This window comes from Escherichia sp. WS1368, from assembly GCF_046487485.1.
GTDB classification, from domain to species: Bacteria; Pseudomonadota; Gammaproteobacteria; order Enterobacterales; family Enterobacteriaceae; genus Escherichia; species Escherichia coli.
Map to the genome: position 1 here is coordinate 15,903 of NZ_JBJQJI010000014.1, position 17,048 is coordinate 32,950.

Below are 17,048 nucleotides of genomic sequence, written 5' to 3' on the forward strand. Positions count from 1 at the left end.
CGGGAAATGCAGTTTGTCATGCGGCTTGCCCGGGAGTTCCGGCGGGCAGACTGGCGGCGGATGCTGTCGGAAATGTCGGCCACTGAGCTTGGTGAGTGGGGCGATTATTTCCGGATGCAGAGCTTCAGTGATGTGTGGATGGATGCGCAGTTTGCCTCGCTGAAGGCATTGATCGTGAGAATGGTGTCCGGCAGCAGTGATGCTGCGGTGGCTGATTTCAGCCTTTTACCGGAAGAGAACGGGATACCGGAGCGAACGGACGAAGAACTGATGCATCTTGGGGAAGGTATTTCCGGAGGTGTGCGTTATGGACCAGATAGCCAACCTGGTCATTGATTTGGGGATTGATGCGGCAGAGTTTAAAAATGAAATTCCCCGTATCAAAAACCTTCTGAATGGTGCAGCCAGCGATGCAGAACGGTCTTCTGCCCGTATGCAGCGTTTTATGGAGCGTCAGACTCAGGCCGCCCGGCAGACAACGCAGGCAGCTTCTTCGGCTGCAACAGCCGCATCCGTCCATGCGCAGACGGTGGAGAAGAACGCACAGGCTCATGAACGCATGGCCCGCGAGGTGGAGAAAACCCGCCAGCGCATGGAGGCACTGAGCCAGAAAATGCGCGAGGAACAGGCGCAGGCCATCGCTCTGGCGGAGGCTCAGGATAAAGCGGCTGCTGCGTTTTATCGTCAGATTGACAGTGTGAAACAGGCCAGTGCGGGGCTGCAGGAATTACAGCGTATTCAGCAGCAGATCCGACAGGCCAGAAACAGTGGCGGGATTGGTCAGCAGGATTATCTGGCGCTGATTTCTGAGGTTACGGCGAAAACCCGTGTTCTTACGCAGGCTGAGGCAGAGGCTACCCGACAGAAAGTGGCGTTTATCCGTCAGCTTAAAGAGCAGGCAACCCGCCAGAATCTTTCTTCTTCTGAGTTGCTTCGTGCCAGGGCTGCCCAGCTGGGGGTAAGCAGTGCTGCAGAAGTGTATATCCGCAAAATGGAGCGGGCAGGAAAAGCCACGCATTCGCTGGGTCTGAAAAGTGCAGCGGCCCGCCAGGAGATAGGCGTTCTGATAGGTGAACTGGCCCGCGGCAATTTAGGGGCGCTGAGGGGATCCGGGATAACGCTGGCTAACCGTGCCGGATGGATAGACACACTGATGTCACCGAAAGGCATGATGCTGGGCGGGGTTATTGGCGGTATTACCGCGGCCGTCTATGGTCTGGGTAAAGCCTGGTATGACGGTCAGAAGGAGGGGGAAGAATTTAACCGCCAGCTGTCGCTGACGGGGCATTATGCCGGAGTCACTGCCGGGCAGCTGTGGACGCTCAGTCGTGCTATTTCCGGGAATGGTATCACGCAACATGCTGCAGCCGGTGCGCTGGCTCAGGTGGTGGGGAGTGGTGCATTTCGTGGAAACGATATCGGTATGGTGGCGAGAGCTGCCGCACAGATGGAGCGATCGGTTGGCCAGTCGGTCAGCGATACCATAAATCAGTTTAAGCGGCTGAAGGATGATCCTGTAAATGCCGCGAAGTCTCTGGACAATGAGCTGCATTTTCTTACTGCCACTCAGCTTGAGCAGATACGCGTCCTTGGAGAGCAGGGGCGGTCCAGTGATGCGGCACGGATAGCCATGTCTGCACTGGCAGAGGAAACCGGTCGGCGTACTGCGGATATTGATAATAACCTCAATGCGCTGGGCAGTACGCTGCAAACTTTGTCTGACTGGTGGAAGCAGTTCTGGGATGCGGCCATGAATATTGGTCGTGAAGATTCGCTGGATGCGCAGATTGCCACTTTGCAGGAGAAAGTGTCGCGGGCGAAAAGACTCCCCTGGACGGCATCATCTTCTCAGGTTGAATACGATCAGCAGCGTCTTAACGATCTTCAGGAGAAAAAACGCCAGAAGGATTTGCAGGATGCAAAAGAGCAGGCAGAGCGGAATTATCAGGAGCAACAGAAACGCCGTAATGCTGAAAATGCTGCACTGAACCGGATGAATGAAACGGAAGCTGCACGACATCAGCGTGAAATTGCGCGTATTAATGCCATGCAGTACGCCGATCAGGCTGTCAGGGATGCGGCGATACAACGTGAAAATGAACGTTACGAGAAAGCCCTGGCATCCGGTAAGAAAAAAACACGCGAAACCCGTAATGATGAGGCCACCCGGTTATTGCTGCAGTACAGTCAGCAACAGGCACAGGTGGAAGGACAGATTGCTGCTGCCAGACAGTCAGCAGGCATTGCCACGGAAAGGATGACAGAAGCGCATAAACAGCTCCTGGCTCTGCAGCAGCGCATCAGCGACCTGGACGGGAAAAAACTGACGGCAGATGAAAAGAGTGTGCTGGCCCGTAAAGATGAACTGATTCAGGCACTGACGCTGCTGGATGTAAAACAGCAGGAGCTTCAGAAACAGACGGCACTCAACGAGCTGAAGAAAAAAACAATTCAGCTGACCAGTCAACTGGCTGAAGAAGAGCGCGCTCAGCGTCAGCAACATGACCTGGATATCGCCACGGTGGGTATGGGTGATCAGCAGCGACAGCGATATCAGGTACAACTGAGTCTTCGCCAGAAATACCAGCAACAGCTGGAGCAGTTGAGGCGGGATAGTGAGCAGAAAGGGACATATAACACGGATGACTACAGAAAGGCCGAGCAGGCGCTGACGGAGAGCCTGAACCGACAACTGAATGAGAATCGCCGTTACTGGCAACAGCTTGAAGTTGTGCAGGGTAACTGGAAAAACGGAGTCCTGCGTGCATTTCAGGATTTTACCGTGGATGCAGATAATACGGCAGAAACAGCAGAACAGGTGTTCTCGTCAGCCTTCAGCAACATGGGAAATGGCCTGGCAACTTTTGTCACTACCGGCAAACTCAATTTCAAATCCTTCACCTCTTCTGTGCTGTCAGATATGGCGAAAATCCTGGCGCAGGCAACCATGATGAAATCGATAAAAGGGATTGGCAGTGTACTGGGATTTGATCTCAGCAGCCTTTCCCTGAATGCCAATGGGGGGATTTATCAGTCTGCTGATTTGAGTCGTTACAGTGGCACGGTGGTTAACCGTCCGACGTTTTTTGCTTTTGCAAAAGGCGCGGGTGTGATGGGGGAAGCGGGACCTGAAGCCATTCTGCCATTGCGTCGTGGTGCTGACGGTAAGCTGGGGGTTGTGGCGGATATTGGGGGTTCAGGTATGGCGATGTTTTCCCCGCAGTACAACATCGAGATCAATAACGATGGCACGAACGGGCAGATAGGTCCGGCTGCCCTGAAGGCGGTTTATGACCTCGGGAAAAAAGCGGCAGCGGACTTTATGCAACAGCAGGCCCGTGATGGTGGTCGGTTAAGTGGAGCATATCGGTAATGGAGACGTTTCACTGGAAAGTGCGCCCGGATATGAATGTGGTATCAGAGCCGAAAGTGGTGACAGTGAAGCTGGGCGATGGTTATGAACAGCGTCGTGCGGCGGGACTGAATAACCAGTTGTCGACTTACAGCGTGACGATACGTGTTCGTAAATGTGAACACCCATCTTTAAAAGCCTTTCTGGAACGGCACGGTGGCGTCCGTGCATTTCAGTGGACGCCACCTTATGACTGGAAACCGATCAGGGTGGTTTGTCGTAAATGGTCGGCAAGCGTGGGGGCGCTGTGGGTAACCATAACGGCAGATTTTGAACAGGTCGTGGCATAGGAGGCTCTGATGCAGGATATTCCACAGGAAACACATCATGAGACGACACGCCTCACTCAGTCAGCCCAGGTGGTGCTCTGGGAAATCGATCTGACAGAGGTCGGTGGTGAACGTTATTTTTTCTGTAATGAGCAGAACGAAAAAGGTGAGCCGGTTACCTGGCAGGGGCGGCAGTATCAGGCATACCCCATTCAGGGGACGGGATTTGAACTGAACGGCAAGGGCAGTGCTGCCCGTCCGACACTGACGGTTTCTAACCTGCACGGAATGGTCACCGGGATGGCGGAAGACCTGCAGAGTCTGGTCGGCGGAACGGTGGTCAGGCGTAAGGTTTACGCCCGTTTTCTGGATGCGGTGAACTTCGTCAACGGAAACAGTGACGCCGATCCGGAGCAGGAGGTGATCAGCCGCTGGCGCATCGAGCAGTGCAGCGAACTGAGCGCGGTCAGTGCCTCTTTTGTACTGTCCACGCCGACGGAAACGGACGGTGCTGTTTTTCCGGGGCGCATCATGCTGGCTAATACCTGCACCTGGACCTATCGCGGTGATGAGTGCGGTTATCACGGTCCGGCGGTCGCGGATGAATATGACCAGCCGACGTCCGATATCACGAAGGATAAATGCAGCAAATGCCTGAGTGGTTGTAAGTTTCGCAATAACGTCGGCAACTTTGGCGGCTTCCTTTCCATTAACAAACTTTCGCAGTGAATCCCATGACAGAGACAGAATCAGCGATTCTGGCGCACGCCCGGCGATGTGCGCCAGCGGAGTCGTGCGGCTTCGTGGTGAGAACACCGGAGGGGGAAAGATATTTTCCCTGCGTGAATATCTCCGGTGAGCCGGAGGAGTATTTCCGGATGTCGCCGGAGGACTGGCTGCGGGCAGAGATGCAGGGTGAGATTGTGGCGCTGGTCCACAGCCACCCCGGTGGTATGCCCTGGCTGAGTGAGACCGACCGGCGGCTGCAGGTGCAGAGTGATTTGCCGTGGTGGCTGGTTTGCCGGGGAGCGATTCACAAGTTCCGCTGTGTGCCACATCTTTCCGGGCGGCGCTTTGAGCACGGGGTGACGGACTGTTACACGCTGTTCCGGGATGCTTACCATCTGGCGGGGATTGAGATGCCGGATTTTCATCGCGAGGATGACTGGTGGCGTAACGGTCAGAATCTCTATCTGGATAATCTGGAGGCCACAGGGCTGTATCAGGTGCCGTTGTCAGCGGCGCAGCCGGGCGATGTGCTGCTGTGCTGTTTTGGTTCATCGGTGCCGAATCATGCCGCCATTTACTGTGGTGACAGCGAGCTGCTGCACCATATTCCTGAACAACTGAGCAAACGAGAGAGGTACACCGACAAATGGCAGCGACGCACACACTCCCTCTGGCGTCACCGGGCATGGCACGCATCTGCCTTTACGGGGATTTACAACGATTTGGCCGCCGCATCGACCTTCGAGTGAAAACGGGGTCCGAAGCCATCCGGGCGCTGGCCATGCAGATCCCGGCGTTTCGTCAGAAACTGAGCGACGGCTGGTACCAGGTACGCATTGCCGGGCGTGATGCCGGTGAAACCGAATTGTCTGCCCGTCTTAATGAGCCGCTGGCAAATGGTGCCGTGATCCACATCGTGCCGCGTCTGGCGGGAGCTAAAAGTGGCGGTGTGTTTCAGGTGGTGCTGGGGGCGGCGCTGATTGCGGTGGCATGGTGGAACCCTGTGGGCTGGCTGGGAGCCGCGGCTGTATCGGGTATGTATGCGGCAGGGGCCAGTATGATCCTGGGCGGAGTGGCGCAGATGCTGGCACCGAAAGCCAGGACGCCCACGGCAGCAAGTACAGATAACGGCAAACAGAACACCTATTTCTCCTCACTGGATAACATGGTTGCCCAGGGCAATGTTCTGCCCGTTCTGTACGGTGAAATGCGCGTGGGGTCGCGGGTGGTCTCTCAGGAGATCAGCACGGCAGACGAAGGGGATGGTGGTCAGGTTGTGGTGATTGGTCGCTGATGAAAAACGTTTTATGTGAAACCGCCTCCGGGCGGTTTTGTCGTTTATGGAGCGTTAGGAATGGGTAAAGGCAGCAGTAAGGGGCATACTCCGCGCGAAGCGAAGGACAACCTGAAGTCCACGCAGTTGCTGAGTGTGATCGATGCCATCAGCGAAGGGCCGGTTGAAGGTCCGGTAGATGGATTAAAAAGCGTGCTGCTGAACAGTACGCCAGTGCTGGACATTGAGGGGAATACCAACATCTCCGGCGTCACGGTGGTGTTCCGGGCCGGTGAGCAGGAGCAAACACCGCCGGAGGGATTTGAATCCTCCGGCTCCGAGACGGTGCTGGGTACGGAAGTGAAATACGACACGCCGATCACCCGGACCATCACGTCGGCAAACATTGACCGACTGCGTTTTACCTTCGGCGTGCAGGCACTGGTGGAAACCACCTCAAAGGGGGACAGGAATCCGTCGGAAGTCCGCCTGCTGGTTCAGATACAACGTAACGGTGGCTGGGTGACGGAAAAAGACATCACCATTAAAGGCAAAACCACCTCACAGTATCTGGCCTCGGTGGTGGTGGGTAACCTGCCGCCGCGCCCGTTCAATATCCGGATGCGCAGGATGACGCCGGACAGCACCACAGACCAACTGCAGAACAAAACGCTCTGGTCGTCATACACCGAAATCATCGATGTGAAACAGTGCTACCCGAACACGGCACTGGTTGGCGTGCAGGTGGACTCGGAGCAGTTCGGCAGCCAGCAGGTGAGCCGTAATTATCATCTTCGCGGGCGCATTCTGCAGGTGCCGTCGAACTATAACCCGCAGACGCGGCAATACAGCGGTATCTGGGACGGAACGTTAAAACCGGCATACAGCAACAACATGGCCTGGTGTCTGTGGGATATGCTGACCCATCCGCGCTACGGCATGGGGAAACGTCTTGGTGCGGCGGATGTGGATAAATGGGCGCTGTATGTCATCGGCCAGAATTGCGACCAGTCGGTGCCGGACGGCTTTGGCGGCACGGAGCCGCGCATCACCTGTAACGCTTACCTGACCACACAGCGCAAGGCGTGGGATGTGCTCAGTGATTTCTGCTCGGCGATGCGCTGTATGCCGGTATGGAACGGGCAGACGCTGACGTTCGTGCAGGACCGACAGTCGGATAAGGTGTGGACCTATAACCGCAGTAATGTGGTGATGCCGGATGATGGCGCGCCGTTCCGCTACAGCTTCAGCGCCCTGAAGGACCGCCATAATGCCGTTGAGGTGAACTGGATTGACCCGAACAACGGCTGGGAGACGGCGACAGAGCTTGTTGAAGATACGCAGGCCATTGCCCGTTACGGTCGTAATGTCACGAAGATGGATGCCTTTGGTTGTACCAGCCGGGGGCAGGCACACCGAGCCGGGCTGTGGCTGATTAAAACGGAACTGCTGGAAACGCAGACCGTGGATTTCAGCGTGGGCGCAGAAGGGCTTCGCCATGTGCCGGGCGATGTTATTGAAATCTGCGATGATGACTATGCCGGTATCAGCACCGGTGGTCGCGTGCTGGCGGTGAACAGCCAGACCCGGACGCTGACGCTCGACCGTGAAATCACGCTGCCATCCTCCGGTACCACGCTGATAAGCCTGGTTGACGGAAGTGGCAATCCGGTCAGCGTGGAGGTTCAGTCCGTCACCGACGGCGTGAAGGTAAAAGTGAGCCGTGTTCCTGACGGTGTTGCTGAATACAGCGTATGGGGGCTGAAGCTGCCGACGCTGCGCCAGCGACTGTTCCGCTGCGTGAGTATCCGTGAGAACGACGACGGCACGTATGCCATCACCGCCGTGCAGCATGTGCCGGAAAAAGAGGCCATCGTGGATAACGGGGCGCACTTTGACGGCGAACAGAGTGGCACGGTGAATGGTGTCACGCCGCCAGCGGTGCAGCACCTGACTGCCGAAGTCACCGCAGACAGCGGGGAATATCAGGTGCTGGCCCGCTGGGACACGCCGAAGGTGGTGAAGGGCGTGAGCTTCCTGCTTCGCCTGACCGTGGCAGCGGATGACGGCAGTGAGCGGCTGGTCAGCACGGCCCGGACGACGGAAACCACATACCGCTTCACGCAACTGGCGCTGGGGCGTTACATGCTGACGGTCCGGGCGGTAAATGCGTGGGGGCTGCAGGGCGATCCGGCATCGGTATCGTTCCGGATTGCCGCACCGGCAGCGCCGTCTCGGATTGAGCTGACACCGGGCTATTTTCAGATAACCGCCACGCCACATCTTGCGGTTTATGACCCGACGGTACAGTTTGAGTTCTGGTTCTCGGAAAAACGGATTGCGGATATCAGGCAGGTTGAAACCACAGCCCGCTACCTTGGCACGGGGCTGTACTGGATAGCCGCCAGTATCAATATCAAACCGGGTCGTGATTATTACTTTTATATCCGCAGTGTGAACACCGTCGGCAAATCGGCATTCGTGGAGGCTGTTGGTCGGGCGAGCGATGATGCGGAAGGTTACCTGGATTTTTTCAAAGGCCAGATAACCGAATCCCATCTCGGCAAGGAGCTGCTGGAAAAAGTCGAGCTGACGGAGGATAACGCCAGCAGACTGGAGGAGTTTTCGAAAGAGTGGAAGGACGCCAGTGATAAGTGGAATGCCATGTGGGGCGTCAAAATTGAGCAGACCAAAGACGGCAAACATTATGTCGCGGGTATTGGCCTCAGTATGGAGGATACAGAGGAAGGCAAACTGAGTCAGTTTCTGGTTGCCGCCAATCGTATCGCGTTTATTGACCCGGCAAACGGGAATGAAACGCCGATGTTTGTGGCGCAGGGCAACCAGATATTCATGAACGACGTGTTCCTGAAACGCCTGACGGCCCCCACCATTACCAGCGGCGGTAATCCTCCGGCATTTTCCCTGACACCGGATGGGCGGCTGACGGCGAAAAATGCCGATATCAGCGGTAACGTGAATGCGAACTCCGGGACGCTCAACAACGTCACGATTAACGAGAACTGTCGGGTTCTGGGAAAACTGTCCGCGAACCAGATTGAAGGCGATCTCGTTAAAACAGTGGGCAAAGCTTTCCCCCGGGACTCCCGTGCACCGGAGCGGTGGCCATCAGGGACCATTACCGTCAGGGTTTATGACGATCAGCCGTTTGACCGGCAGATTGTTATTCCGGCGGTGGCATTCAGCGGCGCTAAACATGAGAGAGAGCATACTGATATTTACTCCTCATGCCGTCTGATAGTGCGGAAAAACGGTGCTGAAATTTATAACCGTACCGCGCTGGATAATACGCTGATTTACAGTGGCGTTATTGATATGCCTGCCGGTCACGGTCACATGACGCTGGAGTTTTCGGTGTCAGCATGGCTGGTAAATGACTGGTATCCCACAGCAAGTATCAGCGATTTGCTGGTTGTGGTGATGAAGAAAGCCACCGCAGGCATCAGTATCAGCTGAATTTTATAACCCATATACGGGCGCCAGAAATGGCGCCTTTTTTATTGCAGAAAAGCGAGAGGTAATTATGCGTAAAGTTTGTGCAGCCATTTTGTCCGCAGCCATCTGTCTGTCCGTATCCGGTGCGCCTGCATGGGCATCTGAACATCAGTCCACGCTGAGCGCGGGGTATCTTCATGCCTCGACGAACGTTCCCGGCAGCGATGATCTTAACGGGATTAACGTGAAATACCGTTATGAGTTTACGGACACACTGGGGCTGGTGACGTCATTCAGCTATGCAGGAGACAAGAATCGCCAGCTTACCCGTTACAGCAATACCCGCTGGCATGAAGATTCCGTGCGTAACCGCTGGTTCAGCGTGATGGTGGGGCCGTCTGTGCGCGTGAATGAATGGTTCAGCGCGTATGCGATGGCGGGTATGGCTTACAGCCGTGTGTCGACTTTTTCCGGGGATTATCTCCGCGTAACTGACAATAAGGGGAAAACGCACGATGTGCTGACCGGAAGTGATGACGGTCGCCACAGCAACACGTCTCTGGCGTGGGGAGCTGGCGTGCAGTTTAACCCGACCGAATCCGTGGCCATTGATATTGCTTATGAAGGCTCCGGCAGTGGTGACTGGCGCACTGACGGTTTCATCGTGGGTGTCGGTTATAAATTCTGATTAGCCAGGTAACACAGTGTTATGACAGCCCGCCGGTTCAGGCGGGCTTTTTTGTGGAGTGGATATGGCAGCAGTAAAAATCTCAGGTGTGCTGAAAGATGGTGCGGGAAAACCAATACAGAACTGCACTATTCAACTGAAGGCAAAGCGTAACAGCACCACGGTACTGGTGAACACGGTGGCTTCTGAAAATCCGGATGAAGCCGGACGTTACAGCATGGATGTTGAGTATGGCCAGTACAGCGTCACCCTGCTGGTTGAAGGTTTTCCGCCTTCACATGCCGGGACCATTACCGTCTATGAAGGCTCCAGACCAGGTACGCTGAATGATTTTCTCGGTGCCATGACGGAAGATGATGTCATGCCGGAGGCATTGCGTCGTTTTGAGGCAATGGTGGAAGAAGTGGCACGCAACGCCGAAGCCGCCTCTCAGAGCGCAGCGGCGGCAAAGAAATCCGAAACTGCAGCGGCATCATCAAAGAACGCGGCGAAAACCTCAGAAACGAATGCAGCTAATAGTGCACAGGCGGCAGCGACCTCAAAGACTGCATCGGCAAACTCCGCGACAGCAGCCAAAAAATCAGAAACCAACGCGAAAAATAGCGAGACAGCCGCAAAGACGAGCGAAACCAACGCAAAGTCCAGCCAGACGGCAGCGAAAACCAGCGAAACGAATGCCAAAGCCAGTGAAACTGCGGCAAAAAACAGCCAGGTTGCAGCAGCCCAAAGCGAGAGCGCGGCAGCCGGTTCTGCGACTTCAGCAGCTGGATCAGCAACTGCTGCGGCTAACAGCCAGAAAGCTGCGAAGACGAGTGAAACTAACGCAAAGTCCAGCCAGACGGCAGCGAAGACCAGCGAAACGAATGCCAAAGCCAGTGAAACTGCGGCGAAAAGCAGTCAGGATGCAGCGGCCCAAAGCGAGAGTGCCGCAGCCAGTTCTGCAAGCGCGGCGGCTGCTTCTGCCACTGCATCAGCTAACAGTCAAAAAGCAGCAAAAACCAGTGAAACCAACGCAAAGGCGAGCGAGACTGCGGCGGCGAACTCGGCGCAAGCATCGGCAGCAAGCCAGACAGCAGCTAAAGCAAGTGAAGACGCAGCCAGAGAGTATGCAAGCCAGGCAGCGGAGCCGTATAAACAAGTTTTGCAGCCGTTGCCCGATGTGTGGATACCGTTTAATGATTCACTGGATATGATTACGGGCTTTTCGCCATCATATAAAAAAATTGTTATTGGCGACGATGAAATAACAATGCCTGGCGACAAGATTGTAAAGTTTAAACGCGCATCGAAAGCAACTTACATTAATAAATCTGGTGTGCTGACAGAGGCTGCCATTGACGAGCCACGATTTGAACGTGATGGCCTGCTTATTGAGGGGCAAAGAACTAACCTGCTAATCAATTCAACAAATCCGACTAAATGGAACAAGTCGTCAAATATGATCTTAAGTGCATCAGGTGTAGATGATTTCGGATTCCAGTACGCAAAATTTACATTAAAACCAGAAATGGTAGGGCAAATTTCAGCGATTAACATAGTAACCGTTTCCGGCAGTAAAGGTTTTGATGTAACAGGCGGAGAAAAGTATGTAACCATATCATGCAGGGTGCAAAGTGGCACTCCAAATTTAAGATGCCGATTACGATTTGAAAACTATGATGGTTCTACCTACACATTCTTAGGTGACGCTTACTTAAATACGACAGATTTATCTATTGATAAGACGGGTGGTGCCGCTAATCGCATTACTGCAAGGGCTGTTAAAGATGAAGCAAGCAAATGGATCTTTTTTGAGGCGACAATTAAGGCACTTGATACAGAAAATATGATAGGTGGAATGGTTCAGTATGCCCCGGCAAAAGGAGTGGGCACTGGCGCGGATGATTATATTTATATTTCGACCCCTCAAGTTGAAGGTGGGGCGTGCGCTTCATCGTTTATTATAACAGGCGCATCCCCTGTAACACGCGCCAGCGATATTGTAACGGTCCCCATTTCTCTAAATTGGTGCAATCCCGCTATTAGTTCATTAGCAGAAGTTAATACCAATTGGGATGAATCGCCAAACAAAGAAGGTAGCGCACGTATTCTTAATATTTCCACTACGGGAGATACAACTGAAATTGCAGATGAAAGTTATATGTATTTGGGGTATACATCTTTGGGAGCACGCGCAATCATTACAAATGGTAAAGGCACTAAAATAGAATATAAAAGCGTTATAGAACGACCAGAGAGAAAAAGCATTATCGGCTTTAGATTCACAGAAAGTCGAGAATTGTGTGTTGTGGTTAACGGTAATATTGGTGCTAAGGTAGTTTCTCCTTATAAAAAACACAAATATACAGGAGGCTTCATTAATATTGGTGGTCAATCATCATCCGGCAACCGTCACCTATTTGGACACGTTCGAAATCTGCGTATTTGGCACAAGGCATTGACTGATGCTCAGATGGGGGAGTCAATCTAATGAAAGATTTAACACTCAAATTTGCCGACAGGGCCGACTTTTCGGCCTTTATGGGAAGTATTGGCTATTATAATGACGAGTCGATGCAGGATGATATTCTGATTGATGTGATAGGTAACGTGTACAAAGAAACCGGAGAGCTGACTGAAGATGGCGAACCGGTATGTGTTAAGGAAGATGGATATTTTGTAAACGTGCGCATCATTAAGGATACGCAAATATCGTCATTATTCGATGAATACGCGGTTGCTGTTGAGCATCAACTTCGTGGCTGGATGTGAGGTAGAGAAATGGCTACATCAACAGTAATTCCGGGAGACATCACCACGCTGAAGGGAGATGTTAGTAAAGCAAAGGAAGATATTTCCTCTATTAACGGAAAAGTATCAACGCTTCAGACTGATATGGCCAGTGCAAAGCAGGATATCAGCACCAGATACACAAAAACTGAAGTTGATAATAAGCTGAAAAACAAAGTGGAAGTGAACGATCTGGAAAGTGGTCGTTATGGCGGAGATTTTTACCCGCTGACTGGCCGTGAAGCGTTTTATTTATGGGGATTGGGCACAACTACAGCGGCGGCAAATCTTTATCTTAATCCTGACCCTGCAATTTCGTCTGTGCTGCGGTCAACATCGTCTATCCGCTATAAACATTCAGTAGAGACGATAGATTCAGAGCACGCCGATCTCATTTTCAGGATGCGCCCTGTGTGGTACAGGTCGCAATGCGAAAATGACAGGCGTGACTGGGGATTCTATGGATTGATTGCCGAGGAAGTTGGAGAAATTGCCCCTCAGTTTGTTCACTGGCGACCAGCCAACGAAGATGATGCACCGGAAACCATTTCCAGCAATGGCCTTGTTGCCGAAGGTGTAATGTACGAACGTCTGGTTGTTCCACTGATTCACCATATCCAGAAGCTGACTGAAAGAGTTGATGAACTTGAGTCAGAATTAAAGTTGTTATCCGTTTCCCGAAGCGATATCGGATAAAGGAGGCGTAATGGATATAACACCTTTCCTTCATGCACTTTGTGCTGTGGCTGCGCAGGTACTGGTTGGTCTTTTTACCGGAAACTGGGCTTACGGGGCGATAGCTGGTTGTACGTTCTTCATTGCGCGTGAACATACCCAGGCAGAATATCGCTGGATTGAAATGTTCGGGCATGGCAAGCGTATGAATATGCCGTGGTGGGGCGGTTTTGATCCGCGTGCGTGGGATGTGGCAAGCCTGATGGATTTTGCTGTGCCGGTGGTGGCGTGTCTGCTGGTCTGGCTGTTGGTTAATCGTGGGTGAAAAAAGGTGAGCTGTATATGCAACGGAGGAAGAAACCTCGTTGCGGGAAGCCTTGAAGAAGTATCGGGTGTTGCTGAACCGTGTTGATACGTCAACTGCACAGGATATTGAATGGCCAGCACTGCCGTAGGGTAAAACATATAAATTCTATAATTAGATGTATCTTTCCATTTACGGCAAGGAAGGGGGCTTGGAAGACGTAAGGCATCTCACACCGAGATTATTTTTTATATGTCAGGTGTCTGAAGTTTTGCTTTGGCTCTTAAAATGGTTTGCCGCGAGGTTTTGAATTCCCGGGCAATGGCACTTATACTTACACCTGACTTAATCCGTTCGAATACCACCTGTTTCTGTTCTTCATTTAACACAGGTGGTCGACCAAAACGTTTCCCTGCGCCCCGGGCTCTTACTATCCCGGAATGAGTGCGTTCAAGTAAAAGGTCTCGTTCAAATTCAGCGACTGCTGAAATTACTTGCATCATCATTTTTCCTGTTGGACTGGTCAGGTCAATGCCCCCCAATGCTAAGCAATGCACTCTGATACCTGTTTCGGTCAGTTGTTCCACTGTTTTCCTGATATCCATTGCATTACAACCAAGGCGATCCAGTTTTGTCACAATCAATTGATCACCACATTTCAGGCGAGCAAGCAACCGGTTAAAACCAGGACGCTCACTGGTTGCTGCTGAGCCGCTAATGTGTTCTTCGATTATTTGCTGAGGTTTGATTTTAAAACCTGCACTTTCGATTTCCCGGCGTTGATTTTCGGTGGTCTGATCCAGCGTTGATATCCGACAGTAAGCAAAAATTCGAGACATAGTGAGACTCTATACGAAATTGGTGTTCATATCATAATGCATCTCAGAAAATAATTTTGATTATTTTTGTGCATGTTTGTATGTACACGTTCGAAAATAAACGAATGCGTATGCAACCCCGTAATTTTGGTGAGACCCAAAATCGATTTTGTGAAAAATGGCTTTAACTCGGTTTGTTTTTCGAGTTCCGGGCGGACTCAAGGAAGAAGAATAGTGTTGCGTGTTATTTTAACCAGATTTCAAGTTGTTTGGTCGTGGAAAAGTGGAGCAAAATGTTGTTAAAGTGGAAAAATGATAAAAAAGTAAGTTTATTATATTACATTTTACCATTTAAATTTTGGTTGTCTTTAAGAACTGATATCGCTGTTTGTAATAATTCTTTGTTATCCAGCCATGATTTTTTCTTTATGTTTCCTTCAATGTAATCAAGCAATGTTCTGGTATTGATAGGTCTTCCCTGTTTTGCTACTTCCACTACAGCATCCCCTAGGATAATTCTGACTTCAGGAAGCTGCGCAGGGAACCACTTTAGGGTGTCTTTTGATTTCATGAATATATTCCTTAAAATATTATTGATTTTCATTGCGATATTGTATGTCTGATTCAGGATATGTTGACTTATACATCGGTTTTGTCTGGGTTATTGGATATGCCAATCCCTAATTTTATTAGAGCATGACTAAAAATGCTGAATATGATAAGGAGCGAAGTGATTATCAGTATGCTGTTCATATAGCCTCGAATTAGTAATGTGTTATATATGATATAGTTGACAATTTTTATCCTGGGTGTTCTTAAAGTTCGTAGATAAACATTGTCGTTTCAGGTATACAGGAATGCTAACAGATGGCGGCAAAAATCAGGCGGTTTATGGCGCAAGCTGAAGTGGCAACTGCAAACTATCTTATGCAGAGACTCTACACGGATTGGGTTTAAAAGTATACATAGATAACAGTTTTTATCTGAAGAAGAAAAATATCAAGGTGATATAGCCTATATGCCTTTGATGCGGAGGAATGAATGTGATGGGAGTGATGTATCTGAATAGTTGAAAAACCGCAGACACGCCTTATGCAAGAACGTGCTGCGGTTGGCTGGTAAATTTTTCGATAGTGCGAGTATTGAATGATTTCCAGCCGTTATTGATTTTACGCGTAACTCCATGAAAAAACTACTTATCTGTTGAGGAGTTTTTTTGGGGCATATATGGGACAGAAATAGGCCCCAGATAGACACTGAGATCGAACTTAGGATGCTTTTTAAAAAATGCAACTATCTGAAAAAACCTAGAAAACGCCAAGGAAACCACAGGATGGGAAAAAACACCTGTGAATTATGGATTTCCAGTTATATTCGCTCGGCGCAGCGTTAGTGTTTCATGAAATATTTTTTCCTGAATCATCAACGGCAATGGCGTTAATTCTGGCAATGGGAACCTACGGTGCAGGTTATGTGGCGCGTATTGTCGGAGCATTTATTTTCGGCAAAATGGGCGACAGAATCGGGCGTAAAAAAGTGCTCTTTATTACCATCACTATGATGGGGATCTGTACCACCTTAATTGGTGTGCTGCCGACCTATGCACAAATTGGTGTGTTTGCGCCAATTTTGCTGGTGACGCTGCGTATTATTCAGGGGCTGGGGGCAGGCGCGGAAATTTCCGGTGCCGGCACGATGCTGGCGGAATATGCACCAAAAGGTAAGCGCGGAATTATCTCCTCATTTGTTGCTATGGGGACTAACTGCGGAACCTTGAGCGCAACGGCAATCTGGGCCTTTATGTTCTTCATTCTCAGTAAAGAGGAACTGCTGGCGTGGGGATGGCGTATACCGTTCCTGGCGAGCGTTGTCGTGATGGTCTTTGCTATCTGGTTGCGTATGAATCTGAAAGAAAGCCCGGTCTTTGAGAAGGTTAACGACAGCAACCAACCGACAGCAAAACTTGCACCTGCTGGTAGCATGTTCCAGAGCAAATCCTTCTGGCTGGCAACAGGGCTGCGTTTTGGTCAGGCGGGTAACTCCGGTTTAATTCAGACTTTCCTTGCAGGCTATTTAGTGCAGACGTTATTGTTTAACAAAGCAATTCCAACAGATGCATTGATGATCAGTTCGATTCTCGGCTTTATGACCATTCCGTTCCTTGGTTGGTTATCCGATAAAATTGGTCGCCGGATCCCGTATATTATTATGAATACCTCTGCGATTGTGCTGGCGTGGCCAATGCTTTCTATCATCGTAGATAAAAGCTATGCCCCGAGCACCATTATGGTTGCACTGATTGTGATTCATAACTGTGCGGTGCTGGGATTATTTGCTCTGGAAAACATTACCATGGCAGAAATGTTCGGCTGTAAAAACCGCTTTACCCGGATGGCTATTTCTAAAGAAATTGGTGGTCTTATCGCTTCCGGTTTTGGTCCTATCCTGGCGGGTATTTTCTGCACCATGACGGAATCCTGGTATCCGATCGCCATTATGATCATGGCATATTCAGTGATTGGTTTAATCTCTGCGCTGAAAATGCCAGAAGTGAAAGACCGTGATTTAAGTGCGCTGGAAGACGCTGCGGAAGATCAACCGCGTGTTGTCAGAGCTGCGCAACCTTCCAGAAGTCTTTAAATCCTCAATCCCTTC

15 protein-coding genes and 2 pseudogenes are annotated in these 17,048 nt (G+C 51.2%); 14 read left to right on the forward strand and 3 right to left on the reverse strand.

The genetic code is table 11. From position 1 onward, the window contains the following. The first annotated feature begins 6 nt into the window (after positions 1-6). The 13 genes and pseudogenes from ACJHYD_RS19365 to ACJHYD_RS19425 form a co-directional block, all read left to right on the forward strand. A complete protein-coding gene (locus ACJHYD_RS19365) occupies positions 7-336 on the forward strand; it encodes a phage tail assembly protein T (RefSeq protein WP_001161009.1) in 330 nt (109 codons plus the stop codon). Continuing rightward, a complete protein-coding gene (locus tag ACJHYD_RS19370; protein ID WP_001587081.1) occupies positions 308-3,373 on the forward strand; it encodes a phage tail tape measure protein in 3,066 nt (1,021 codons plus the stop codon). The genes ACJHYD_RS19365 and ACJHYD_RS19370 overlap by 29 nt, the downstream gene beginning before the upstream one ends. Then, positions 3,373-3,702 (forward strand): phage tail protein, encoded by a 330-nt coding sequence (locus ACJHYD_RS19375; RefSeq protein ID WP_000447253.1) that lies wholly within the window; start codon positions 3,373-3,375, stop codon positions 3,700-3,702. Before ACJHYD_RS19370 ends, ACJHYD_RS19375 begins: the two co-directional genes overlap by 1 nt. 9 nt (positions 3,703-3,711) lie before the next feature. After that, positions 3,712-4,410 carry a phage minor tail protein L gene (locus tag ACJHYD_RS19380; RefSeq protein WP_001152385.1) on the forward strand — a complete coding sequence of 233 codons (699 nt, stop codon included), beginning with the start codon at positions 3,712-3,714 and terminating at the stop codon, positions 4,408-4,410. Between the two features lie 5 nt (positions 4,411-4,415). After that, the gene (locus ACJHYD_RS19385) at positions 4,416-5,159 is read left to right on the forward strand and encodes a C40 family peptidase (protein ID WP_032140186.1); all 744 of its coding nucleotides are present in this window, start codon (positions 4,416-4,418) and stop codon (positions 5,157-5,159) included. Beyond that, positions 5,057-5,704, forward strand: coding sequence for a tail assembly protein (locus ACJHYD_RS19390; RefSeq protein WP_000741589.1), 648 nt, complete (start codon positions 5,057-5,059; stop codon positions 5,702-5,704). Before ACJHYD_RS19385 ends, ACJHYD_RS19390 begins: the two co-directional genes overlap by 103 nt. Positions 5,705-5,764: 60 nt before the next feature. Beyond that, the gene (locus ACJHYD_RS19395; RefSeq protein ID WP_219805969.1) at positions 5,765-9,160 is read left to right on the forward strand and encodes a phage tail tip protein; all 3,396 of its coding nucleotides are present in this window, start codon (positions 5,765-5,767) and stop codon (positions 9,158-9,160) included. Between the two features lie 67 nt (positions 9,161-9,227). Further along, the gene (locus ACJHYD_RS19400; RefSeq protein ID WP_001615229.1) at positions 9,228-9,827 is read left to right on the forward strand and encodes an Ail/Lom family outer membrane beta-barrel protein; all 600 of its coding nucleotides are present in this window, start codon (positions 9,228-9,230) and stop codon (positions 9,825-9,827) included. A 64-nt stretch (positions 9,828-9,891) separates the two neighbouring features. Next, positions 9,892-12,297, forward strand: a complete 2,406-nt coding sequence (locus ACJHYD_RS19405) for a prophage tail fiber N-terminal domain-containing protein (RefSeq protein ID WP_219805970.1) — start codon at positions 9,892-9,894, stop codon at positions 12,295-12,297. Further along, positions 12,297-12,578, forward strand: coding sequence for a hypothetical protein (locus tag ACJHYD_RS19410; protein ID WP_000654160.1), 282 nt, complete (start codon positions 12,297-12,299; stop codon positions 12,576-12,578). Before ACJHYD_RS19405 ends, ACJHYD_RS19410 begins: the two co-directional genes overlap by 1 nt. A 9-nt stretch (positions 12,579-12,587) precedes the next feature. Continuing rightward, a complete protein-coding gene (locus ACJHYD_RS19415) occupies positions 12,588-13,292 on the forward strand; it encodes a tail fiber domain-containing protein (protein ID WP_000235980.1) in 705 nt (234 codons plus the stop codon). Positions 13,293-13,302: 10 nt separating this feature from the next. Continuing rightward, the gene (locus tag ACJHYD_RS19420) at positions 13,303-13,596 is read left to right on the forward strand and encodes a hypothetical protein (RefSeq protein ID WP_000355609.1); all 294 of its coding nucleotides are present in this window, start codon (positions 13,303-13,305) and stop codon (positions 13,594-13,596) included. A gap of 19 nt (positions 13,597-13,615) precedes the next feature. Then, positions 13,616-13,726: pseudogene (locus ACJHYD_RS19425) on the forward strand (tail fiber assembly protein); the annotation flags it as partial. Between the two features lie 97 nt (positions 13,727-13,823). Here the strand turns inward: ACJHYD_RS19425 and ACJHYD_RS19430 are convergent. From ACJHYD_RS19430 to ACJHYD_RS19440, 3 genes are all read right to left on the reverse strand, one after another. Then, positions 13,824-14,414 carry a recombinase family protein gene (locus ACJHYD_RS19430; RefSeq protein ID WP_000086527.1) on the reverse strand — a complete coding sequence of 197 codons (591 nt, stop codon included), beginning with the start codon at positions 14,412-14,414 and terminating at the stop codon, positions 13,824-13,826. Positions 14,415-14,730: 316 nt separating this feature from the next. Beyond that, positions 14,731-14,964: a cold shock protein YdfK gene (ydfK, locus tag ACJHYD_RS19435; RefSeq protein ID WP_000836768.1), complete on the reverse strand. Its 234-nt coding sequence runs from the start codon at positions 14,962-14,964 to the stop codon at positions 14,731-14,733. A gap of 68 nt (positions 14,965-15,032) precedes the next feature. Further along, complete coding sequence (locus tag ACJHYD_RS19440) at positions 15,033-15,146, reverse strand: YnaM/YnfT family protein (RefSeq protein ID WP_120795384.1); 114 nt, start codon at positions 15,144-15,146, stop codon at positions 15,033-15,035. Positions 15,147-15,749: 603 nt separating this feature from the next. Between ACJHYD_RS19440 and ydfJ the strand changes: the two are divergent. Continuing rightward, positions 15,750-17,033, forward strand: a pseudogene (ydfJ, locus tag ACJHYD_RS19445) (MHS family MFS transporter YdfJ); the annotation flags it as partial. Positions 17,034-17,048: the final 15 nt, after the last annotated feature.